This window comes from Aestuariivirga sp. (genome assembly GCF_046093005.1).
Classification (GTDB): Bacteria; Pseudomonadota; Alphaproteobacteria; order Rhizobiales; family Aestuariivirgaceae; genus Aestuariivirga.
The window spans coordinates 13554-34783 of sequence record NZ_JBJTER010000198.1 but is presented as its reverse complement, the minus strand read 5'-3'; the positions used below and the strand labels follow the sequence as shown (position 1 = coordinate 34783).

22 protein-coding genes and 2 pseudogenes are annotated in these 21230 nt (G+C 66.0%); 8 read left to right on the top strand and 16 right to left on the bottom strand.

Annotation, left to right across the window (positions count from 1 at the left end):
* Positions 1-42 precede the first annotated feature (42 nt).
* From ACKOED_RS16880 to cysE, 3 genes are read right to left on the bottom strand one after another with little or no spacing between them, the layout of a single operon-like run.
* Positions 43-570, bottom strand: a complete 528-nt coding sequence (locus ACKOED_RS16880) for a gamma carbonic anhydrase family protein (protein ID WP_408917793.1) — start codon at positions 568-570, stop codon at positions 43-45.
* A gap of 4 nt (positions 571-574) precedes the next feature.
* Positions 575-787: a DUF3126 family protein gene (locus ACKOED_RS16875; RefSeq protein ID WP_408917792.1), complete on the bottom strand. Its 213-nt coding sequence runs from the start codon at positions 785-787 to the stop codon at positions 575-577.
* Positions 788-830: 43 nt separating this feature from the next.
* A complete protein-coding gene (cysE, locus tag ACKOED_RS16870; protein WP_408917791.1) occupies positions 831-1658 on the bottom strand; it encodes a serine O-acetyltransferase in 828 nt (275 codons plus the stop codon).
* A gap of 101 nt (positions 1659-1759) precedes the next feature.
* On the opposite strand from cysE, the gene ACKOED_RS16865 reads away from it, so the two are divergent.
* On the top strand, positions 1760-2557 hold the full coding sequence (locus ACKOED_RS16865; protein ID WP_408917790.1) for an enoyl-CoA hydratase: 798 nt from the start codon (positions 1760-1762) through the stop codon (positions 2555-2557).
* Here ACKOED_RS16865 and ACKOED_RS16860 read toward each other — a convergent pair.
* Positions 2554-3297, bottom strand: coding sequence for an alpha/beta fold hydrolase (locus ACKOED_RS16860; RefSeq protein ID WP_408917789.1), 744 nt, complete (start codon positions 3295-3297; stop codon positions 2554-2556). The two genes, ACKOED_RS16865 and ACKOED_RS16860, sit on opposite strands and share 4 nt — an antisense overlap.
* 51 nt (positions 3298-3348) lie before the next feature.
* On the opposite strand from ACKOED_RS16860, the gene ACKOED_RS16855 reads away from it, so the two are divergent.
* The 3 genes and pseudogenes from ACKOED_RS16855 (at position 3349) to ACKOED_RS16845 (ending at position 5134) form a co-directional block, all read left to right on the top strand.
* Complete coding sequence (locus ACKOED_RS16855; RefSeq protein WP_408917788.1) at positions 3349-3594, top strand: zinc-finger domain-containing protein; 246 nt, start codon at positions 3349-3351, stop codon at positions 3592-3594.
* Positions 3566-4072, top strand: coding sequence for a GNAT family N-acetyltransferase (locus ACKOED_RS16850; protein ID WP_408917787.1), 507 nt, complete (start codon positions 3566-3568; stop codon positions 4070-4072). The genes ACKOED_RS16855 and ACKOED_RS16850 overlap by 29 nt, the downstream gene beginning before the upstream one ends.
* Positions 4072-5134: pseudogene (locus ACKOED_RS16845) on the top strand (winged helix-turn-helix domain-containing protein). Before ACKOED_RS16850 ends, ACKOED_RS16845 begins: the two are co-directional and overlap by 1 nt.
* Before the next feature lie 11 nt (positions 5135-5145).
* On the opposite strand, the gene ACKOED_RS16840 reads toward ACKOED_RS16845, so the two are convergent.
* The 4 genes from ACKOED_RS16840 to ACKOED_RS16825 form a co-directional block, all read right to left on the bottom strand.
* Positions 5146-6546, bottom strand: coding sequence for an aminotransferase (locus tag ACKOED_RS16840; RefSeq protein ID WP_408917786.1), 1401 nt, complete (start codon positions 6544-6546; stop codon positions 5146-5148).
* A 74-nt stretch (positions 6547-6620) separates the two neighbouring features.
* Entirely contained in the window at positions 6621-7928 is a 1308-nt protein-coding gene (locus tag ACKOED_RS16835; RefSeq protein WP_408917785.1) for an aspartate aminotransferase family protein, read from the bottom strand.
* Between the two features lie 19 nt (positions 7929-7947).
* Positions 7948-8445 carry a xanthine phosphoribosyltransferase gene (gene gpt, locus ACKOED_RS16830; RefSeq protein ID WP_408917784.1) on the bottom strand — a complete coding sequence of 166 codons (498 nt, stop codon included), beginning with the start codon at positions 8443-8445 and terminating at the stop codon, positions 7948-7950.
* A 51-nt stretch (positions 8446-8496) separates the two neighbouring features.
* Positions 8497-9258: a competence/damage-inducible protein A gene (locus ACKOED_RS16825; protein ID WP_408917783.1), complete on the bottom strand. Its 762-nt coding sequence runs from the start codon at positions 9256-9258 to the stop codon at positions 8497-8499.
* Between the two features lie 193 nt (positions 9259-9451).
* Between ACKOED_RS16825 and map the strand changes: the two genes are divergently transcribed.
* Together map and radC are read left to right on the top strand one after the other, a co-directional pair.
* Entirely contained in the window at positions 9452-10276 is an 825-nt protein-coding gene (gene map / locus ACKOED_RS16820; protein WP_408917782.1) for a type I methionyl aminopeptidase, read from the top strand.
* A 5-nt stretch (positions 10277-10281) separates the two neighbouring features.
* Positions 10282-10983 (top strand): annotated as a pseudogene (gene radC, locus ACKOED_RS16815) (RadC family protein); the annotation flags it as partial.
* On the opposite strand, the gene ACKOED_RS16810 reads toward radC, so the two are convergent.
* The 8 genes from ACKOED_RS16810 to ACKOED_RS16775 all read right to left on the bottom strand — a co-directional run bounded on the left by ACKOED_RS16810 (position 10958) and on the right by ACKOED_RS16775 (position 19537).
* A complete protein-coding gene (locus tag ACKOED_RS16810) occupies positions 10958-12577 on the bottom strand; it encodes an NTP transferase domain-containing protein (protein ID WP_408917781.1) in 1620 nt (539 codons plus the stop codon). The pseudogene radC and the gene ACKOED_RS16810 sit on opposite strands and share 26 nt — an antisense overlap.
* Before the next feature lies 1 nt (position 12578).
* On the bottom strand, positions 12579-13247 hold the full coding sequence (locus ACKOED_RS16805) for an XdhC family protein (RefSeq protein ID WP_408917780.1): 669 nt from the start codon (positions 13245-13247) through the stop codon (positions 12579-12581).
* The gene (locus ACKOED_RS16800; protein WP_408917779.1) at positions 13244-13567 is read right to left on the bottom strand and encodes an XdhC family protein; all 324 of its coding nucleotides are present in this window, start codon (positions 13565-13567) and stop codon (positions 13244-13246) included. Before ACKOED_RS16800 ends, ACKOED_RS16805 begins: the two co-directional genes overlap by 4 nt.
* An 11-nt stretch (positions 13568-13578) precedes the next feature.
* Positions 13579-14829, bottom strand: a complete 1251-nt coding sequence (locus tag ACKOED_RS16795; RefSeq protein WP_408917778.1) for a vWA domain-containing protein — start codon at positions 14827-14829, stop codon at positions 13579-13581.
* A 6-nt stretch (positions 14830-14835) separates the two neighbouring features.
* Positions 14836-15759, bottom strand: a complete 924-nt coding sequence (locus ACKOED_RS16790) for an AAA family ATPase (protein WP_408917777.1) — start codon at positions 15757-15759, stop codon at positions 14836-14838.
* A 118-nt stretch (positions 15760-15877) separates the two neighbouring features.
* Entirely contained in the window at positions 15878-16669 is a 792-nt protein-coding gene (locus ACKOED_RS16785; RefSeq protein WP_408917776.1) for an FAD binding domain-containing protein, read from the bottom strand.
* Between the two features lie 18 nt (positions 16670-16687).
* Positions 16688-19054: a xanthine dehydrogenase family protein molybdopterin-binding subunit gene (locus ACKOED_RS16780; RefSeq protein ID WP_408917775.1), complete on the bottom strand. Its 2367-nt coding sequence runs from the start codon at positions 19052-19054 to the stop codon at positions 16688-16690.
* Positions 19055-19072: 18 nt separating this feature from the next.
* A complete protein-coding gene (locus tag ACKOED_RS16775; RefSeq protein WP_408917774.1) occupies positions 19073-19537 on the bottom strand; it encodes a (2Fe-2S)-binding protein in 465 nt (154 codons plus the stop codon).
* 238 nt (positions 19538-19775) lie between these two features.
* Between ACKOED_RS16775 and ACKOED_RS16770 the strand changes: the two genes are divergently transcribed.
* Together ACKOED_RS16770 and ACKOED_RS16765 are read left to right on the top strand one after the other, a co-directional pair.
* Positions 19776-20201: a DUF4864 domain-containing protein gene (locus ACKOED_RS16770; RefSeq protein WP_408917773.1), complete on the top strand. Its 426-nt coding sequence runs from the start codon at positions 19776-19778 to the stop codon at positions 20199-20201.
* A gap of 134 nt (positions 20202-20335) precedes the next feature.
* Positions 20336-21229: a 3-keto-5-aminohexanoate cleavage protein gene (locus ACKOED_RS16765; RefSeq protein ID WP_408917772.1), complete on the top strand. Its 894-nt coding sequence runs from the start codon at positions 20336-20338 to the stop codon at positions 21227-21229.
* Position 21230: the final 1 nt, after the last annotated feature.

Below are 21230 nucleotides of genomic sequence, written 5' to 3'. Positions count from 1 at the left end.
GTTAGATTGCCCTTACGTTAAGGTCAATGGAAATCAGGCGGGTCACAGGCTCGTGAGGCCCATGGCGTAGCGCTGCCAGTTGCGCACATAGCCCTCCGCCGATCGCGCCAGCCGGGCGGCCCCCTCGGCGTCGATCTGGCCCACCACCTTGCCGGGCTGGCCCATGACGAGGGAATTGTCGGGAATGACCTTGCCCTCGGTGATCAGGGCATTGGCGCCGATCAGGCAGTTGTTCCCGATCCTGGCGCGGTTGAGGATCACCGCCCCCATGCCGATCAGCGTGTTGTCGCCGATCACGCAGCCATGCAGGATGGCCTTGTGCCCGATGGTGCAGCCGCGCCCGATGGTCAGTTCAAGGCCGGGGTCGGTGTGCAGCACCGCGCCGTCCTGGATGTTGGACGCCTCGCCGAGCGAAATCCACTCATTGTCGCCGCGGATCACCGCGCCGAACCAGACGCTCGCCAGCCGGGCGATCTTCACCTTGCCGATCACCACCGCGGTGGGCGCGATCCAGCAGGCGCCGTCCTCGGGCAGCTGCGGCGCGATGCCGTCCAGCGCATAGACCGGCACCGGCCTAGTCCTCGAGGTCGAAATCGAGGATGGCCATGGAGAAATTATAGGAGAGTTCGCCATCCTCCTCGTCCCGGAAGATCACGCCCACGAATTCCTCGCCGATATAGACCTCGGCCGAGTCGCTCTTCTGCGGCCGCTTGCGCACGCTGATCGACGGCAGCGCGAATTTAGCGCGCAGGAACTTGGTGAGCTTTGCGATTTCTTCGGGTTTCACGGGCGAAAGCCTCCGGGCGATGGGGGTGAGCGCCCGTCTAGCCCTATTCCTCCGCTGCCGCAACCGGCTCCACATTGTGGTCCATGGCGCGGGCCGGCTCGGTGCAGCCGGCATAGCCCACGACCTTGGCCGGAACGCCCGCCACCGTGGTGTTGGCCGGCACGTCATGCAGCACCACCGAGCAGGCGGCAACGCGCGAGCAATGGCCGATCTCGATATTGCCGAGGATCTTGGCCCCCGCCCCCACCAGCACGCCGTAGCGGATCTTCGGGTGGCGGTCGCCCGCCTCCTTGCCGGTGCCGCCCAGCGTCACGCCCTGCATGATCGAGACATTGTCCTCGATCACGCAGGTCTCGCCGATCACGATGTCATGGCCGTGATCGACCATGATGCCCTTGCCGATGCGCGCGCCGGGGTGGATGTCGATGGCGGACGTCACCGACAGGCGGCTCTGCAGATAATAGGCGAAGTCCCGGCGCCCCATGTGCCACAGCCGGTGCGCCATGCGGTGCGTCTGGATCGCCTGGTAGCCTTTGAAATAGAGCAGCGGATCGATGTAGCGGTGGCAGGCCGGGTCACGGTCGAAGGTGGCGATGATGTCGGCGCGCGCCGCATGGCCGATTTCCGGCTCCGCCTCCATGGCGTCGTGGAAGGCGTGGACGATCAGGTCGGCGCCGATGTCGGCATTGCCCAGCCGCTGCGCCAGCCGGTGCGACAGCGCCTCCTCGAAACTGTCATGGTTGAGGATCAGCGAAAAAATGAAGCCGCCCAGCGCGGGTTCATGCCGGGCGATCTCGCCCGCTTCCTCCCGGATGCGGCTCCACACCGGATCGATCTTTTCAACGGATTGGGTCTTGGCGGCCTGACGCATGGTTTACTCCTGGACTTCGTCTCTTATAGCCGAAAAGCCTCGCGGTGAACATCCCGAAGCGGCATTGCCGCAAATGCAGGCCTGGCCTAAGGACTTCCGCCATGACTTCGTTGTCCTCCCCCTCCCCTTTCATCCAGGCCTTCGCCGATGGCCATACCGGCTGGCTTGTCCTCAACCGGCCGGAGCGAAGGAATGCGCTCAATGGCGAGATGTGGGCTGCCATTCCGCCCGTGATCAAGACACTTGAGGAGAGCCCCGGCGTGCGGGTGATCGTCATGCGGGGCGCCGGCGCGGAGGCCTTCGCGGCGGGGGCGGACATCTCGGAATTCGGCGAGACCCGCAACGATGCCGAAGCCGCAGCGTGCTATGAGCAGCTCAACGGCCAGGCCTTCGCGGCGGTCCGCGACTGCGCGAAGCCGGTGATCGCCATGATCCATGGCTTCTGCATCGGCGGCGGGCTGGCGCTGGCGCTCGCCGCCGATCTGCGCATCGCCCACGGCGCCGCGCTGTTCGCGTTGCCCCCGGCCCGGCTGGGCCTCGCCTATCCGCTGGACGGCCTCAGGGACCTCGTTGCCACCGTCGGCGCTGCCGCCGCCAAGGACATGATCTTCCCCGCCCGCCGTCTCCCGGCGGAAGAGGCGCTGCGCCTGGGCCTCGTCAACCGCGTCGCCGCCGATCTCGAAGCCGGGACCGCGGCCTTGGCGGCCGAGATCGCGTCGGGCGCGCCCCTGACCATCGCCCACGCCAAACGCGCCATCGACCTGATCGCCGTTAGGCCGGGCCACGCCGGCGAAGCGGATGTCGCGGCGCTGGCGGCGCGCTGTTTCAATAGCGCCGACTATGCCGAAGGCCGCGCCGCCTTCGCGGCGAAGCGAAAGCCGGCATTCAGGGGCACTTAGGCGAGAAACGCCAGCACCGCCTGTTTGAAGCCGCTGTCTCCCACCGCATTCATGTGGTTGCGGCCGGGAAGCGTCACGCCCACTGCGCCAGGAATGGCATCGACCAGCGTCTGCACGTCGCCCGCCACATCGTCCTTCTCGCCCGCCACCACCAGCACAGGGACGCGGATGGTAGCCAGTTCCTCCGGCGTGATTTTCTGGCGCGAGGCGCGGATGCAGGCGGCGAGCGCCTTCAGGTCGCTTTTCGTCTGCTCGGCAAAGATCCGGAACCCTCTTGCGCCGGGGTCCGTCACCTGGGCACGGCTGGGGGCTTCCAGCGCCTGGGCGATGGCCTCCGACCCGCCCACCCCGGTGATCAGGCGCGACGCAAGCCCCGCCAGCACAACCCGCCGCAACCGGTCCGGATGGTTGATGGCCAGCAGCGCCGCCACCCGGGCACCCATGGAATAGCCCATGACATCGGCCACCGGGATTTCGAGATGGTCCAGCAGACGCCGCGCGTCCTCGGCCATGGCGGCAGCGCTGTAGAGGGCGGAGTCATAAAGCTTGGCGCTGGCGCCATGACCGCGGTGATCGAAGGTGATAACCCGCCGCCCGGCCCCGGTCAGCGTCTTCACCCAGCCCGTGTCCCACCAGTTGACGCGGCGGGTTGAGGCAAAACCGTGGATCAGCAGGATGGGCGGCCCCTCGCCCGCCGTCTCATAGGCGATCTCCACGCCGCCGGAATTGAACCTGTGCATGCCGGGCAAGATATGCTAATCGGCTGCCCGCACAAGCATTTCGAGGATGACATGGCATCGGGAGCAACGCCGCATTTCCAGAACCAGATGGGCCTATCGGTGATCGAGGTGGGGGCGCGTGAATTCATGTGCATCGGCGCGCCGCCGCCCTTCGACCATCCGCACATCTTCATCGACATGGGGTCCGAGACCGAGACGGTGTGCCCCTATTGCTCCACCCTCTACCGCCACAACCCGAAGCTCGGGGCCGGAGAAGCCAACCCTGCCCATGCCGCCTGGGCGGACAAGGCTGCCTGAGGGCGTCACCATACGTGACTTCCGCCCCGGTGACGAACCGGGGCTCGTCGCCGTGCTGCGCGATCTGCATCGCCATGAAAATCAAATCTATGACCGCAGCCGTCCGGCGGACACCATGGACGGCTGGTACATCGATCATCTGAAGCAGGAAACCGCCAGGAGCCAGGGACGCATCCTGGTGGCGGAAGGGCCGGACGGTATCGTCGGATACGCCTCATTTCATGCCGTGGTGACAACAGAGGACGACAAGGACGAAATTCCCCATAGCTATTCCTGTGTCGGCGATCTCGGCGTGCTGGCCTCCCGCCGCAGCATGGGCATTGGCGGCGCGCTGCTGGACGCCTGCGAGGCGCTGGCCCGCGAGGCAGGCCAACGCTGGCTGCGCCTCAGCGTACTGGCGGGCAATGACCGGGCGCGGGCCTTCTACCAGCGCCACGGCCTGAAAGAGCATCTGATCACCCTGGAGAAAAAGCTCTGATGCCGGAAAGCCTGAGCCTTGCCGAGGCCCGGCGCGTGGCCCTGGCGGCGCAGGGTTTCACCGGGTCCCACCGCGGCGCGAGGCCCGGCTGGAAAAGGATGGAGGCCGCGCTGCGCCGCCTGCATCTTCTGCAGATCGACAGCGTCAATGTTCTGACCCGCGCCCATTACCTGCCGCTCTATTCGCGGCTCGGGCCTTATGCGCGGCCAAGCCTCGACGAGCGGAGCTTCGGGCAGACCAAGCGCGCCTTGTTCGAGTGCTGGGCGCATGAGGCAAGCCTGCTGCCCTTCGATCTCCATCCGCTGATGCGCTGGCGGCGGCTGGTGGGGCTGGTCGCGCGGCAAGCTGGCGCTGGAAACGCTGTTCGACCAGGGCCTGCTGACGGCCGCGACGCGGCGCGGCTTCGAACGGCTCTATGACCTGCCGGAGCGGGTGATCCCGGCCGATATCCTCGCCCTTCCAACGCCCGGCGAGAGCGGCGCGATGCGAGACCTGATGGCCAAATCCGCGGAAGCGCTTGGCATCGCCACCGAGGCTGATCTCCGCGACTATTTCCGCCTGCCGCTGGCCGCGTCCCGCACGGCGCTTGGCGACCTGGTGGAGGAAGGCACGCTCGTTCCCGCCGCCGTTGAGGGCTGGAAACAGAAGGCCTATCTCCACCGCGATGCAAGGCTGCCGCGGAAGGCGGGCGGGCAGGCGTTGCTCTCGCCCTTCGATCCGCTGGTGTGGGAACGGGCACGGGCCGAACGGCTGTTCGGCTTCCGCTACCGGCTGGAAATCTATACGCCCGCGGCGCAACGGACCTACGGCTATTATGTGCTGCCCTTCCTCCATCACGACCGGCTGGTTGGCCGCGTCTGCCTGAAAGCTGACCGCCAGGCCGGCATCCTGCGCGCCAATGCCGCCCATCACGAGGCCGGCGTCGATACCGGCGAAATGGCGCAGGCGCTGGCCGATGAGCTGCGGCTGATGGCCCAATGGCTTGGCCTGGCGGGCGTCGAGGCGGCGCCGCTGGGCAACCTGGCGCCGCAATTGTCAAAGGCGTTGCGGCGCCGGGCCTGAGCGGTCCGACCCTAGAACGCGCCTTCGCTTTGAAGTTCAGCCGTCACCGCGACGATTGCCGCCTTCAGCGTATCAACCACGAAATCCACATCCGCCATGGTCATGGTGAGCGGCGGCGACAGCACGTCGAGGTGCCCGATCGGCCGGACCAGCAAGCCATTGGCCTCACAGGCCCTGGAGATGCGCTTCGAAATGTTGACGCTGTCGGGAAAACGCGCGCGGGTCGCCTTGTCCCGCACATATTCCACGCACATCATCAGCCGGCGGCCACGCACATCGCCGACGATGGCGAGATCCGACAGCTCCGCAAGGCGGCGCTCCAGATAGCCGCCCACCCGCGCGGCATTGCCGCAAAGATCCTCGCGCTCGATGATCTCGATGTTCTTGAGCGCCACCGCGCAGGCCACCGGATGGCCGGCATAGGTATAGCCATGGGTGAACCACGCGTCAGGGTCCGGCGCGGAAATGATCTCGTGAATGGCGTCCGAATAGATCACAGCCGAGAGCGGGATGTAGCCCGACGTGAGCCCTTTGGCGCACACAATGATGTCCGGCACGATGCCGAATTCATCCTCGGAGGCGAACATATGGCCGAGGCGGCCAAACGCGGTGACGATCTCATCGGCGATGAACAGGATCCCATGGCGCGTGCAGAGCTCGCGCATGCGCGGCAGATAGTTGGGCGGCGGCATGCACACCCCGCCCGAGGCCTGGGCGGGTTCGGCGATGAAGCAGGCGATGTTCTCAGGCCCCAGCGCGGCGATTTTCTGCGCGAATTCCTCCACCAGGGCATCGCTGAAGGCCTCGAGGCTCATGCCGTCCGGCCGCCGGTAGGGATAAGGCGCCGAGAGATGATGCACGAGATCGGGAATATATTTGAAATGCTCCGACTGGTCGCCGTCGCGCAAGCCCACCGTCATGCCGAGATAGGTCGAGCCGTGATAGGAATTTTTGCGCGAGATCACATAGCGCCGCGCGGGTGCGCCACGCCGTGACTGATAGTAATGGGCAAGCCGGATGGCGGTATCGACGGCACAGGAGCCGGAGGTGGCATAGGCCACGTGGTTCAGATCGCCGGGCGCCAGTCCGGCGAGCTTCGCGGCGAGCCGCGCGGCCGGCGCATTGGTGACGTCGACGAAGGTCGTCGTGTAGCAGAGCTGCAGCGCCTGCTCGGCCATGGCCTCGGCGATTTCCTTGCGGCCATAGCCCGCGTTCACGCACCACATGCCGCCGATGCCATCAAAATAGCGGCGGCCCTGGGCGTCGGTCACATAGCAGCCCTCGCCCTCCACCAGCACCAGCGAGCCATTGGCCCGGAAACTGTCAAAATGGGTGTAGGGATGCAGGACATGGTCATGGTCCTGCTGCCAGAGTTCCTGCGCATTGAAACGGTTGTGAGCCTGATGAAGCACGGACGGTACCCTCACTGAAATATTGACCATCCAGTCAATAGCATGGTCCGGACCGGATAGCCACCGGCGGCGGTTTAAACGAGGAGGTCGCGGCGCGCCGTGATATGGGCCTCAACGGCAGAGACCACGCGCGCGCAGTCTTCATCGGTCACCATGAGCGACAGCGCCATGAAGCCGCGTTCGGCCATGTAGATGCCGTCCGCCAGCAGATCGAGGAACAGAAGCTGGCGCAGCCGCTTGTCGGTGGCATCGAGGTCTTCCGGGCGGGCGATGTCGCCAGCGGTCGGGTGAATGGCGATCATCGAGCCCTGCCCCGTCGCCCTCATCTTCACCTGATAGCGCATGAACAGCTCGTTCAAGGCGGACCGCAGCCGGTCACCCCTTTCGTTGAGCTCAACGCAGGCATCCGGCGTGAACACCTCCGTCATCGCCACCTGGCCCACCGTCATGGTGAGCGTGTTGTTGTTGAAGGTTCCGGCATGCGGCAAGGCATCGGGCCGGGTGGGGTCAAACAGTTCCATGATGGCGCGCTTGCCGCCGAACGCCCCGAAGCTCATGCCGCCGCCGACATATTTGCCGAGCGTCTTGAGGTCGGGCTCGATCCCGGTCTTGGCGGCAAGGCCGCCGGGGTGGAGGCGCGAGGTCATCACCTCATCGAAGATCAGCACGATGCCGCGCGCCGCCGTTTCCTGCCGCAGCATCGCGAGGAATTCTGGGCTCGCTGAAATGCAGCCGCCGCCGCCCAGCATGGGCTCGAGGATCACCGCCGCCAGATCATCGGCATGCCCCGCGATCAGCAGTTGGGTGGCGTCGATGTCGTTGAACAGGCCCAGCACGCAGTCGAAGGGCGCATTCACCGGCGAGGCGCCATGGCTGAAATAGAGCGTGCCGCCATGGTAGCCGCCGCGCAGCGGCATGATGCGCCGCCGCCCCGTGAAGCAGCGGGCGGCGGCCAGCGCCATCATGTTGGCTTCAGTGCCGGAATTGGTGAAGCGCACCAGATCGAGCGCAAAGCGGCGGGTGACGGTTTCCGCCAGTTTCACTTCCTCACCGTGCTGGGCGCCGAAGTTGAGGCCCATGGCAAGCGCATCCCTGGCGGCCGCCATGATGCGCCGATGGGAATGGCCATAGATGCCCGCCGAATACTCGCCCAGCAGATCGAGATAGCTGTGGCCATCAATGTCGGTGAGGCGCGAGCCTTCGGCCTTTTCGACCCGCACCGGGAAAGGCGCCGAAAACAGCACGGTACGGGTGTTGCCACCGGGCATGACGGCGGCGGCGCGCGCCTGCATCGCTTCAGTTTTGGGCCGTGCCGCCGCGAAGGCGCGCTTGGCCTCATCCAGCGCGGCGTCGATGCGGGCAGATCGTTCGCTATTGGCCATGCCGGTCCTCCTGCGCCGCTCAGGCGGTGGCCTTGTCGCGGATCGGCGGCGTGAAGGCGAGGCCCATGTCCCAGGGCAGGTAGATCCAGGTGTCCTGGCTCACTTCGGTGATGAAGCTATCAACCAGCGGGCGGCCCGCCGGCTTGGCGTAGACGGTGGCGAAATGGGCCTTGGGCAGCATCTCCCGCACCACCCGCGCGGTGGCCCCGGTATCGACCAGATCGTCGACGATCAGCACGCCAGCACCACCATCCGTGCCAGCCACGTCCGCGCTGATGCCCTTCAAGACCTGGATTTCGCCCTGCTTGTCATAGTCATAGGAGGCAACCGACACCGTCTCCACGACCCGGATGCCCAGCTCGCGGGCGACAATCGCGGCGGGAACCAATCCGCCGCGGGTGATCGCCACCACAGCCCGGAACGGACCCGCCGCCGCCAGCCGCCAGGCCAGAGCGCGCGCATCGCGGTGGAACTGGTCCCAGGAGACCGGAAAGTTCTTCTGCCACTTCTCGTCCATGATTGCCCCCTTTTCCCGATTTATGCCCCTGCCCGGCGGCGCAGGCAATGCTCAAGACCAGCCGCGGGCCTTGCCCTCGCGGGTCAGGTCACCGGCCATGCGGCAGACGGCGGCATAGGCCTCGGCGAGGGCCGCCTCGTCGCGCGAACGCAGCACCAGGTTGGTGGCAAAGCCATCTGGCGCCTGGAAGGGATAGGAGCCGATGACGACGCCCGGAAAGGCTTTCTGGATTTCGCCAAGGGGCTTCGCGGCATCGCCCTCCCCGCCGCGGAACTCCACCGTCCGGGAGCGCATCGGAACGCCTGGGGTGAGCCTCCTGGCGACATCCTCCATCATGGCGTTCATGATCTTCGGCACCCCGGCCATCACGAATACATTGCCGATCTGGAAGCCCGGCGCCCGCGACACCGGGTTGTCGATCAGGCTGGCGCCTTCGGGCATGCGGGCCATGCGCAGCCGCGCCTCGTTGGCCTCGCGCCCGGTCTCACGGAAGTAATCCATCAGAATCTGGACGGCGCGCGGATCATGGCCGATCGGCAGGCCGAAGGCCTTGGCCACGGCATCGGCGGTGATGTCGTCATGGGTGGGGCCGATGCCCCCCGTGGTGAACACATAGCTGTAGCGATGGCGGAGGGCGTTGAGCGCCGCCACGATATCGTCCTCGCGGTCAGCGACGACCCGGGCCTCCTTGAGGTCGATCCCCAGCGCCGTGAGCATGTCGGCGATGAAGCCCAGATTCTTGTCCTTGGTCCGGCCGGACAGGATTTCATCGCCGATCAGCAGGACGGCGGCGGTCGGTTGCGTTTCGGTCATGGCTGCCAGCCTGTGCCAGCAAGACCCCGGCCTGTCAACGAAGCCGCCGCGATGAGCCTTGCGCCCGCCGCGCCGGGGCACTATCTCCCCTCAAGACAAACGCGGCGGTTGAGGCCGTCCGCATAATCTGTAAACTCCCGACTCATGAAACCTGCTGATGGCCGGACTGACCCGGCTCCGGACCGCGCTTTGCATGACCCACGCCGCCCTCGACGACACGTCCTCGCCCCGTTCCAACCGCATCAAGCTGCATGGCCCGGAAGACTTCGCGGCCATGCGCGAGGCCGGCCGGCTCACCGCGGAGGCGCTCGATCTGCTGGCGCCCATGGTGAAGCCGGGGGTAACGACGGACGAGCTTGACCAGGCGATCGTCGATTTCGCCCGCGCCCACAACGCCATTCCCGCGCCCTACAACTATCGCGGCTACCCCAACTCGATCTGCACCTCGCTCAATCACGTGGTCTGCCACGGCATTCCCAACGACAAGCCGCTGCGCGAGGGCGACATCGTCAACATCGATGTCACGTTGATCGTCGATGGCTGGCATGGGGATTCAAGCCGCATGTACACAGTGGGCGAAGTGAACCGCAAAGCCGAGCGCTTGATCGAGGTCACCTATGAGTGCCTGATGCGCGGCATCGAGGCGGTGAAGCCCGGCGCCCACCTCGGCGACATCGGCTTCGCGATCCAGAGCCATGCCGAGGCCGAGCGCTGCTCGGTGGTGCGCGATTTCTGCGGCCACGGGCTGGGCCGCGTGTTCCACGATCATCCGAATGTGCTGCACTATGGACGCAAGGGCGAAGGCGTTGAACTGAAGCCCGGCATGTTCTTCACCATCGAGCCGATGATCAACCTCGGCCGCCCGCATGTGAAGATCCTGGGCGACGGCTGGACGGCCGTCACGCGGGACCGGTCGCTCTCCGCCCAGTTCGAGCATACGGTGGCCGTCACCGAAACAGGGGTTGAGATTTTCACCCTCTCGCCCAGGGGCCTCCATCACCCGCCCTACCGGATCTAGCGGCGATGTCGGGGTTCGAGGACGCCGGAAACGATCCCCCTCCCCACTTCATTGGCCACCGCGAACGGTTGAAAGAACGATTTCGGGAAACCGGCGGCGATGCGCTTGCCGATTACGAGCTGCTCGAAATGCTGCTGTTCCGGGCCATCCGGCGCGGCGACACCAAGCCGCTGGCCAAGCGGCTGATCGCCCGCTTCGGCAGCTTCGCGGAGGTGCTGAGCGCCCATCCGAACCGGCTGATGGAGGTAACCGGCGTTGGCGAGGCGGTGGCCACCGAGATCAAGCTGGTGCATGCAGCGGCCATGCGGCTGATGCGCGGCCAGGTGCTGAACCGGCCACTGCTGGGAAGCTGGTCGGCGATCCTCGACTATGTGCGCGCCGCCATGGCCTTCAGCGACAACGAGCAGTTCCGGATTCTGTTCCTCGACAAGAAGAACCAGCTGATCGCCGATGAAGTCCAGCAGGAAGGCACGGTCGACCACACGCCGGTCTACCCGCGCGAGGTCATGAAACGGGCGCTGGAGCTCGGAGCGTCAGCCATCGTGCTCGTCCACAATCATCCGTCGGGCGATCCGGCGCCGTCGATGCCGGATATCGAGATGACCCGCAAGATCGTCGACGCCGGGCAGCGGCTGGGCGTCACCATCCACGATCACGTCGTCGTCGGGCGCAAGGGGCATTTCAGCTTTCGGTCAAACGGCCTGCTTTTAGCCGTGCCAGAGCCTCCGGCGTGTCGGCATCGGTCAGCACGGCGTCATCCGGCATGGCCACCTCGACCACCTCTTCAGCAAGACTGTCGAACAGCGTCCGCGCGCCGCGGTCGCCGGAAAGGGCCTGGAGGGCCTGGAAATGCTGGCGGCCCCACAGCACCGGATTTCCGCGCTCACCGCCAACCACCGGCACGCAGATCGAGCGGTGCTCCGCCGGGTTGAAGGCGGCGATCAGGCGGCGCACCACGTCCGGCCCGACCAGCGGCATGTCGCCCAGCGCCACCACCGCGGCATCGACGTCGGCAGGCAGCGCAGCGATCCCTTCCCGCAGCGATCCGGCGAGGCCTTCGGCATAGCGCGGATTGTGCACGAAGCCCGCGCCAGGATCCCGCACGGCGGCTTCGATGGCGCTGGCGTCACGCCCGGTGACCACCAGCGTCATATCCGCCGCCTGGCGCATGGTCTCAACGGTCCGGCGGATCATCGGCTGGCCGCCGAGATCGGCGAGCAGCTTGTTCTCGCCCATGCGGGAGGATTGCCCCGCGGCCAGCACCACCGCCGCCACCCGCGGGGCCCGCTGCGGCTTCGGCTTGCCCTCGCGCGGCGATGGCCTGGTGGGGATTTCGGCCAGCAGCCCGCCTGCCCCCATGTCCATGATGTCCTCCGGCGTCACCGGCACATCCGCCATCACCCGGGCCAGCACCCAGTCGAAGCCGTTGAGCTTGGGCGAGCGCGCGCAGGACGGAACGCCGATCACCGGAACAGGCCCAAGCGCCCCGAACATCATGAGGTTGCCTGGGTCCACCGGCATGCCGAGGTGAAGCACCCTGCCCCCGGCCCGCACCACCGCCTGCGGGATCACATCGCCCCGGTCGACAATGGCCGATGCGCCGAACACGAGAATGGGGTCGCAGCCCAGCGCGCTTGCCTCGGCGATTGCCGCCGCAACGTCGGCGGCGGCATGCGCCACCACCCGCACGGCCGTGAGCGTCCCGCCCAGCGCACCGAGCCGCTCGCGCATCGCCTCCTCGGACTTGGCGATGATGGAAGCCTTGGTCTGCGGCAGCCTTGTGATGATCAACCCCGCCCCTTTGGCGCGGAAGGCCGCGACGCTGACCAGCGGCTTACCGCCGATGATCGCCCGGGCCTGCTCCAGCACCGGGCGCGGCACCGCGAAGGGAATGACCTTCACGGTCGCCACCATCTCGCGCTCCTCGACCACCGCGTAGGGCGCCACGGTGGCCAGCGTCAGGCTTTCATGAAGGCGGTTGAGCGCGCGCACCCGCGCCACATCGACCAGCGCCAGGCCATGGCAGGACGCGTGAAGATTGGCCCGGCCCGTGAACGGCGCCTGGGCGCGGGTGCCGCCGCCTGCGATCGCCCCCGCCACGGCGGCCGCGGCTTCATCCTCCGGCACGTCATCGCGCGCCAGTTTCGCCGCATAGACGGCCTTGACACCCGCCGCGCCAAGAACCGCGATGTCCTCCGCCGTCAGCACCCGGCCCTTCTTGAACATGCCGCCCTGATGTTTCACGGAATGCGCCAGGATTGCGCCTTCAGCCTCATCCAGCGGCAGTTCGCCGAAGGTCATCTCAGGCCCCGAGGCGCAGCGCGCGGGTCACTTCAGCCATGATCGACACCGCGATCTCGGGCGCCCCGCGCGCCCCGATGGCAAGGCCGATGGGCCCGTGGATGCGGGCGAGCTCCGTTTCGCCGAAACCCGCTTGCATCAGCCGCGTCACGCGCGCGCCTTGGGTTTTGCGCGAGCCCAGCGCGCCGATGTAGAACGCCTCCGAGCGCAGCGCCGCGGCCAGCGCCGGATCGTCGATCTTGGGGTCATGGGTGAGCGCGATCACGGCGGTACGGGCGTCAAGCCCAATGGCCGGGATCACCTCGTCCGGCCATTCCGCATGGAGCGCGATGCCCGGAAAACGCGCGCCGGTGGCAAAGGCCCCGCGCGGGTCGATCACCGTCACGTCATATCCCAGCGCCTGGGCGATGGGGATCACGCTCTGCGCGATATGAACGGCGCCGATGATCACCAGCCGCAGGGCGGGGTTGAACACAGTGATGAAGTGGCCGTCATGGCTTCCCGATTGATCAAAGCGGAAGGCCTCGTCGAGTTTCTCCGCCAGCGGATCCCGGGCCGCCTCGGCGCGCCCGACCAGACGCTGCGCCCCGCTTTCAAGATCGGTGATCAGCGCCACCGCCCGCCGGCTGCCTCGCGCCGCCAGCAGCGCCTCCAGCGTCTCGCGTTTCACGTCACCGGCTCCACATAGACGCCGATCCTGCCGCCACAGGCGAGGCCCACTTTCCAGGCCGTTTCATCAGCGACGCCGAACTGCAGCAGCCTGGGCTTGCCGGAAGCGATGATGTCGATGGCTTCGGTCACCACCGCGCCTTCGACGCAGCCCCCGGACACCGAGCCCATGAAATTGCCATCCTGGTCGATCACCAGCTGGCTGCCGATGGGCTGGGGGGCTGAGCCCCAGGTTTCAACCACGGTGGCAATGGCCAGCCGCCGGCCCTGGCGCAGCCACTGATCGGCCTGTTCGAGAATGGTGTGATCGGATGCGGCCATGACGTGCCCTCCTAGTTCAATGTCTTCCGCAGCCACAGCTTCGGATCATGCGCCGGCGCCGCGGGAACGGCAAGCGCGGCGGCGAGATCGCGCAGGCTGTCCAGCGAATGCACGGGGCGGAATTCATCGACATAGGGCATCATCACCCGGATGCCGCCCGCCACCGCCTCGAAACCGTCATAGCGCAGGAGCGGATTGAGCCAGACGATGCGCTTCGACTGGCGGCGCAGGCGTTCCATCTCATGCCGCAGCGTGGCGGTGTCCTCGCGGTCGAGGCCGTCGGTCATGATCAGCAGCTGGGCGCCCTGGGTCAGCACGCGCCTCGCCCATTTGTAATTGAACTCACGCAGCGACGTGCCAATGCGGGTGCCGCCCGACCAGTCCTTCACCGCGGCGGAGACCTTCGCCATGGCCTCGTCGATGTCACGGCGCTTCAATTCGCGCGTCACATTGGTGAGCCTGGTGCCGAACAGGAACACATGCGCGCGGTCACGGTCGTTGGTGATGGCATGCAGGAAATGCAGGAACATGCGCGAATAGCTGGAGCATGAGCCGGAAATGTCGCACAGCACGACGAGCGGCGGCTCATGCCATTTCTTCTCGCGCCGCTTGAGATCGATGAAATGCCCGCCAGCCCGGAGCGAGCCTTTGAGGGTGCGGCGCATGTCGATGGCCGGCGCCGCGATGGCGCGCTGCCAGCGCCTCGTCATCTCCTCGCTGCGGTAGAGGCGCAGCCGGGCGATGGCGGCCCGCGCCTCCGCCTGTTCGGCCACCGTCATCTGTTCGAAGTCCTTTGCGCGCAACACCTCTTCGGCGGAGGCGGTGAAGCTGGCGTCAACTTCGATGTCATCCTTCTTTTCGCGCTGGGCGCTGTGGTTCTCACGGGCATCGAACATGGCTTCGGCGAGCCTGCGGAACCCGGCCTTCCGCGCCTTCTCGCCCGCGTCGCGCGACACCTGGTGGAAGAACAGCTGCATGAGCTGCTCCAGCATCTTGGGCTTCTTCCAGAACACATGGAATGCCTGGTCGAACAATTCGCGCTGGTCGCGCCGTTTGACGAACACCGCATGCAGCGTCCAGTAGAAATCCTCCCTGGTGCGCAGCGCGCCGGCCATCGCGGCGTCGAGCGCGTCGAGCACCGCGCCCGGCCCCACCGGAATTCCGGCCTCGCGCAGGACCCGCGCAAAGTGCATGATGTTCTCGGCGAGCTTGCCGGACAGCGGCCGCTGGTTCTGGTTGGCGGGCTGGGCAAAGGGGTTCATGCCGGATCAGGTCCTGGCGGTGGTCCGGATTTCATCCTTGATCTGGTCGAGGATGCGCTTGGCTTCGGTGCCCTGCATGCGGCTGATGTCATCCTGATACTTGAGCAGCACGCCCAGCGTGTCATTCACCGTCTGCGGGTCGAGCGACATGGCGTCGAGCTCATTCAGGGCCGTCACCCAATCCAGCGTTTCGGCAACCCCCGGCGCCTTGAACAGATCAACCCCGCGCAGCGACTGCACGAACATGACCACTTCCCTGGCCAGCGCATCGGATGCGCCGGGCCGCCGCGCCTTGACGATGTCGAGTTCACGCCGCGCATCGGGATAGCCAACCCAGTGATAGAGGCAGCGGCGCTTCAACGCGTCATGCACCTCGCGGGTGCGGTTCGAGGTGATGACGACGATCGGCGGCTCCTCCGCCTTGATGGTGCCGAGTTCGGGAATGGTGACCTGGAAATCCGACAGCACTTCCAGCAGGAAGGCTTCGAAAGCTTCATCGGTACGGTCCAGCTCGTCGATCAGCAGCACCGGCGCCTGGCCCTTGGGCGCTTCAAGGGCCTGCAGCAGCGCGCGCTTGATCAGGAAGCGCGCGGCGAAAATGTCCTGGCCCAGCCGCGCGCGGTCAAGCTCGCCCGCCGCCTCGGCCAGTCTGATCTCGATCATCTGGGCGGAATAGTTCCACTCATAGACGGCGGAATTGACATCGAGCCCTTCGTAGCACTGAAGCCGGATCAGCTTGCGGCCGAGCGTCTCCGCCAGCACCTTGGCGATCTCGGTCTTGCCCACCCCGGCCTCGCCCTCGAGAAACAGCGGGCGGCCCATCCTGAGCGACAGGAAGGCCACGGTGGCGAGGTCGCGCCCGGCGATATAGCCCGTGGAGCGGAGCAGCGTGATCGTCTCGTCGATGCTGGCCGGCAGGTTCTTGGTCATCAACGTCTTCTCCTGGTTCCGCCGCGCTGGCACCCGCAGATGTCCTCGGACAGGGGATATGCCAAACAAAAAGAGGCCCGCGACCTTGCTCGCGGGCCCCAACTCGCAAGGATCGGAATTACTTTGCGGCCTCGACAGCCCGCTTGGCCATGACCGTGATCAAATGCGCGCGGTAAGCCGCGGACGCGTGCAGATCGCTGTTCAGGCCCTTGGCCGGCACCGCAACCCCGTTGAGAGCCTCCGCCGAGAAGTTCTTGGAGAGCGCGGCCTCCATCTCCGGCACCCGGAACACGCCCGGGCCAGCGCCGGTGACCGCCACACGCGCCGATCCATCGGCCAACTGGGCCACGAACACGCCCACCATCGCATAGAGCGAGGCCGGGTTCGGGAATTTGGCGTAGCCGCACTTCTTCGGGACCGGGAACTCGATGGCGCTGATCATCTCGCCGTCCTGGAGGGCGGTCGAGAACATGCCGGTGAAGAAATCTCCGGCCGCGATCTTGCGCCCTGCGGTGTGGATCGTGGCGCCCAGGCCGAGGCAGGCTGCGGGATAGTCCGCCGCGGGATCATTGTTGGCCACCGAACCGCCAATCGTGCCCTTGTGGCGCACATGCGGGTCACCGATGCCGCCAGCCAGCGCGGCGAGACCCGGGATCGCCTTCTTGAGCCCGGCATCGCCCGCCACATCGGCGTGCGTGGTGCCCGCCTTGATGACGACCGTGGCGCCAACGCTGACGCCACTGTTCTTGAGCCCACCCAGATCGATGATGTCGGAGGGCGCTGCGAGGCCCTGCTTCATCGCCGGGATCAGCGTCTGGCCGCCGGACAGGAACTTGCCGTCCTTGGCGGATTTGATCGCCGCCGCCGCGTCAGCGGCGGAAGCGGGACGGTGATAGGTGAAGTTTTCCATGGTGATGTCCTCTTGGCCTTATTCCGCGGCCTTCTTCATCGGCTGCAACGTCTTCCACACCGTGAGCGGGGTGGCCGGCATCGGAATGTCGCGCACGCCCAGCGCATCGGTGACCGCGTTCATCACCGCCGCCGGAGAGGCGATGGCGCCGGCCTCGCCGCAGCCCTTGATGCCGAGCGGGTTGCTCGGGCACGGGGTGCAGGTGAAGCCCAGCTTGAACGACGGCACGTTGGCGGCGCGCGGCATCTGGTAGTCCATGTAGGAACCGGTCAGCAGCTGGCCCGACTCCTTGTCATAGACGCAACCTTCGGTCAGCGCCTGGCCGATGCCCTGCACGATGCCGCCATGCACCTGGCCCTCGACGATCATCGGGTTGATGATGTTTCCGAAGTCATCAACCGCCGTGTAGTTCGCCACCTCGGTGACGCCGGTATCGGGGTCGATTTCGATCTCGGCGATGTGCACGCCCGCCGGGAACACGAAGTTCGAAGGATCGTGGAACGCCGATTCCTTGAGGCCCGGCTCGATTTCGGCCGAGTTGAACTTGTGCGCCACATAGGCAGACAGCGCCACTTCGCCGAATGCCATCTTCTTGTCGGTGCCCTTCACGGTGAAGGTGCCGTTCTTGAACTCGACGTCGTTGACGGAGGCTTCCATCACCGCCGCCGCGACGCGCTTGGCCTTGGACTCGATCTTGTCGAGCGCCTTGGAGATCGCCGTCATGCCGACAGCGCCGGAGCGCGAGCCGTAGGTGCCCATGCCGAACTGCACCTTGTCGGTGTCGCCATGCACGATGGACACATTGTTGATGTCGATGCCCAGCCGGTCGGAAACCAGTTGCGCGAAGGTGGTCTCATGGCCCTGGCCGTGGCTGTGCGAACCGGTGAGGATTTCCACCGTGCCAACCGGGTTGACGCGCACTTCCGCCGATTCCCAGAGGCCGACGCCGGCGCCGAGCGACCCCACCGCCGCCGACGGCGCGATGCCGCAGGCCTCGATATAGGCCGAGAAGCCGATGCCGCGCAGCTTGCCGCGCTTGGCGGCTTCCGCCTTGCGGGCGCCGAAGCCCTTGTACTCGGCGATCTCCAGCGCCTTGTCGAGGGCGGCCGCATAGTCGCCCGCGTCATAGCACATGATGACCGGTGTCTGGTGCGGGAAGGAGGTGATGAAGTTCTTCCGGCGGAATTCCGCCGGGTCCATCTTCAGCTCGCGCGCCGCCGTCTCGACGATGCGCTCCACCACATAGGTGGCCTCCGGCCGTCCGGCGCCGCGATAGGCGTCGACCGGCGCGGTGTTGGTGTAGATCGCATCAACTTCCGCGTAGATGTTCGGGATGTTGTACTGGCCCGACAGCAGCGTGGCGTAGAGATAGGTCGGCACGCAGGATGAGAAGGTCGAAAGATAGGCGCCCATCGCCGCCTTGGTGTGAACCCGGAAACCGGTGATCTTGCCATTGGCGTCGGTGGCGAGCTCGGCATGGGTGACATGGTCACGGCCATGGGCATCGCTCAGGAAGCTTTCAGTGCGCTCCGCCGTCCACTTGATCGGCCGGCCGCCGATCTTCTTCGAGGCCCAGGCGCAAACCACTTCCTCGGCATAGATGAAGATCTTGGAGCCGAAGCCGCCGCCCACGTCCGGCGCGATGACGCGCAGCTTGTGCTCCGGCGTCAGGCCGTGGAAGGCGGAGATCACCAGACGCGCCACATGCGGGTTCTGGCTGGTGGTGTAGAGCGTGTAGACTTCCGTGCCGGTGTCATAGGAGCCGATCGCGGCGCGCGGCTCCATGGCGTTCGGAATAAGCCGGTTGTTGACGAGGTCGATCTTCGTCACATGCGCGGCCTTCTTGAAGGCGGCGTCGGTCGCGGCCTCATCGCCCAGCGACCAGTTGTAGACCCGGTTGTCGGGGGCCACGTCATGGACCTGCGCCTTGTGGCCCATCGCCTCGGCGACATCCACCACATGCGGCAGCACGTCATAGGTGACGTCAACCGCGGCGGCGGCGGCCTTGGCCAGATCCTTGGTCTCGGCCACCACCACGGCGACATGGTCACCGACATAGCGGACCTTGCCCATGGCGAGGATCGGATGCGGGCCCGCCTTCATCGGCGAGCCGTCCTTGGAATGGATCATCCAGCCGCAGATGAGGCCGCCGATCTTGTCGGCCGCCACATCCTCGCCGGTGAAGATGCCGACCACGCCTGGCATCTTGCGCGCCTTGGCGGTGTCGATCTTCTTGATCGCCGCATGGGCGTGCGGGCTGCGCACGAAATAGGCGTAGGTCTGCTTCGGCAGGTTGATGTCGTCGGTGTAGTTGCCCTTGCCGGTGATGAAGCGCAGGTCTTCCTTGCGCTTCACGCGGGCGCCAATGCCGGTTCCCTTATCCATTGCTTCGTTCTCCCCTGATCACATGTTGGCGGCGCCGGCCTTAACGGCGGCGACGATGTTCTGATAGCCCGTGCAGCGGCAGATGTTGCCCTCGAGCTCGTGGCGGATGGTGTCTTCATCGAGCTTCTTGCCAAGCCGGTTGACCATGTCGACGGCCGCCATGATCATGCCCGGGGTGCAGAAGCCACATTGCAGGCCATGATGCTCGCGGAAAGCTTCCTGCATCGGGTGCAGCTTGCCGTTGGCGGCCAGGCCCTCGATGGTGGCCACCTCGGCCCCGTCATGGGCGATGGCCAGCGCCGTGCAGGCCTTCACCGCCTTGCCATTGACGTGCACCACGCAGGCGCCGCACTGGCTCGTGTCGCAGCCGACGTGGGTGCCGGTCAGGCCCAGCTTGTCGCGCAGAAATTCAACCAGCAGCGTGCGGCCTTCAACATCGCCGCACACGTCCTGTCCGTTCACCTTCATGGAGATTGCAGGCATTCGATCCTCCCAAATTGGCTTCCCCCGTTCTCCCGGGCCGCGCCTCACTCCAGGTCACAGACGCGTTTTCCGGACGGGGAAGTTCCAGATTGCCAATATACATACTCAACCGGGCGGGACCTATCGTCAAGTGCGGCCAATGGACCGCGACCCGGAAATCAGTCGTCTGTTTTGCTGCACTGCACAGCTTGAACCGGGCCGCCCGGTTCGCCGTAAAGCTATCCAGTGGAGGTTTCCCATGCGGTTCATATTGCGCCTACTCGCCATGATTGTGTTGTTCACCCTTCCGGCCCAGGCGGACGAGTTGAGCGCGCAGGACAAGACGGCCTTCCAGAGCGTGATTTCTGATCAGATCGCGGCTTTCCAGGCTGATGATGGCGCCACCGCCTATGGCTTTGCCAGCCCGACCATCAGAAGCATCTTCCCGAACCACTATCTGTTCATGGACATGGTGAAGCGTGGCTACCAGCCGGTCTACCGTCCCAAATCCTTCACATTCGGCGAGGCCGGCATCAACGAGGCGGGCCGTCCGTTCCAGAAGATGACGATCGTCGGCCCGGACGGCTTCACCTACGAGGCGCTGTATTCGATGGAACGCCAGCCCGACGGGAGCTGGAAGATCAACGGCTGCGCCCTGGTCCGGGCGCCTGACATGGGGGCATAGACCGCTGACCTGCGCCGGCAAGCGGTTGGCCGGGTCGCGCCCGATGCCGGAAAACAGTGAATTGGGGGCGGGAAAGCGCTACCAACCCGGACGCGAGCGGCTTAGGTTCCGCTTCCGAGATCGGGAGAACGTTCATGCAGCCCAAAGTCATCATCACCTGCGCCGTCACCGGGGCCGGCGACACGGTCGGCAAGCACCCGGCCATTCCCGTGACGCCGGAGCAGATCGCCAATTCCGCCCTCGAGGCGGCAAGCGCCGGGGCCACGATCGTCCATTGCCATGTCCGCGAGCCCTCGACCGGCAAGGGCTCCCGCAAGGTGGCCTATTACCGCGAGGTGATGGAGCGCATCCGCGACCGTAACAGGGAGGTGATCATCAACCTCACCGCCGGCATGGGCGGCGATGTTGAAGTGGGTGCCGGCGAACGCCCGCTGGACTTCGGGCCGGGCACTGACTGCGTCGGCCCCGAGGAACGCCTGATCCACGTGAAGGAATTGCGCCCGGAACTCTGCACGCTGGATTGCGGCACGCTCAATTTTGGCGATGGCAACGCCATCGTGGTCCAGACCCCCACCCAGCTCCGCGAGCAGGCCCGGCTGATCAAGTCCTATGGCGTGAAACCGGAGATGGAGATTTTCGATTCCGGCAATCTGTGGTTTGCCAAGCAGCTGTGCGCCGAAGGCCTGATCGACGGCCCGCCCCTGTTCCAGCTCTGCCTGGGCATTCCGTGGGGCGCGCCCTATGACAGCGAGACCATGGCCTACCAGAAGGCACAGCTTCCCAAGGACGCCATATGGGCGGCCTTCGCCATCGGCCGCAACGAGTTTCCGGCGGTGGCCCAGGCGGTTCTCCTCGGCGGCCATGTGCGGGTGGGCCTCGAGGACAATCTGTGGCTCGAAAAGGGCGTCTACGCCTCCAACGGCACGCTGGTCGAGAAGGCGGTGAAGATCATCGAAATACTCGGCACCAAGGTGGCCTCGCCGGATGAAGGCCGCGCGATCCTGAAACTCAGCCCCAGGAAGTCCTGAC

Excerpts from the sequence above, each read along its gene's own strand:
- cysE (WP_408917791.1), bottom strand. The coding sequence starts at position 1,658 with ATGCGTCAGGCCGCCAAGACCCAATCCGTTGAAAAGATCGATCCGGTG.
- ACKOED_RS16865 (WP_408917790.1), top strand. The coding sequence starts at position 1,760 with ATGACTTCGTTGTCCTCCCCCTCCCCTTTCATCCAGGCCTTCGCCGAT.
- ACKOED_RS16860 (WP_408917789.1), bottom strand. The coding sequence starts at position 3,297 with ATGCACAGGTTCAATTCCGGCGGCGTGGAGATCGCCTATGAGACGGCG.
- ACKOED_RS16855 (WP_408917788.1), top strand. The coding sequence starts at position 3,349 with ATGGCATCGGGAGCAACGCCGCATTTCCAGAACCAGATGGGCCTATCG.
- ACKOED_RS16850 (WP_408917787.1), top strand. The coding sequence starts at position 3,566 with ATGCCGCCTGGGCGGACAAGGCTGCCTGAGGGCGTCACCATACGTGAC.
- ACKOED_RS16835 (WP_408917785.1), bottom strand. The coding sequence starts at position 7,928 with ATGGCCAATAGCGAACGATCTGCCCGCATCGACGCCGCGCTGGATGAG.
- gpt (WP_408917784.1), bottom strand. The coding sequence starts at position 8,445 with ATGGACGAGAAGTGGCAGAAGAACTTTCCGGTCTCCTGGGACCAGTTC.
- ACKOED_RS16825 (WP_408917783.1), bottom strand. The coding sequence starts at position 9,258 with ATGACCGAAACGCAACCGACCGCCGCCGTCCTGCTGATCGGCGATGAA.
- map (WP_408917782.1), top strand. The coding sequence starts at position 9,452 with ATGACCCACGCCGCCCTCGACGACACGTCCTCGCCCCGTTCCAACCGC.
- ACKOED_RS16810 (WP_408917781.1), bottom strand. The coding sequence starts at position 12,577 with ATGACCTTCGGCGAACTGCCGCTGGATGAGGCTGAAGGCGCAATCCTG.
- ACKOED_RS16800 (WP_408917779.1), bottom strand. The coding sequence starts at position 13,567 with ATGGCCGCATCCGATCACACCATTCTCGAACAGGCCGATCAGTGGCTG.
- ACKOED_RS16795 (WP_408917778.1), bottom strand. The coding sequence starts at position 14,829 with ATGAACCCCTTTGCCCAGCCCGCCAACCAGAACCAGCGGCCGCTGTCC.
- ACKOED_RS16790 (WP_408917777.1), bottom strand. The coding sequence starts at position 15,759 with ATGACCAAGAACCTGCCGGCCAGCATCGACGAGACGATCACGCTGCTC.
- ACKOED_RS16785 (WP_408917776.1), bottom strand. The coding sequence starts at position 16,669 with ATGGAAAACTTCACCTATCACCGTCCCGCTTCCGCCGCTGACGCGGCG.
- ACKOED_RS16780 (WP_408917775.1), bottom strand. The coding sequence starts at position 19,054 with ATGGATAAGGGAACCGGCATTGGCGCCCGCGTGAAGCGCAAGGAAGAC.
- ACKOED_RS16775 (WP_408917774.1), bottom strand. The coding sequence starts at position 19,537 with ATGCCTGCAATCTCCATGAAGGTGAACGGACAGGACGTGTGCGGCGAT.
- ACKOED_RS16770 (WP_408917773.1), top strand. The coding sequence starts at position 19,776 with ATGCGGTTCATATTGCGCCTACTCGCCATGATTGTGTTGTTCACCCTT.
- ACKOED_RS16765 (WP_408917772.1), top strand. The coding sequence starts at position 20,336 with ATGCAGCCCAAAGTCATCATCACCTGCGCCGTCACCGGGGCCGGCGAC.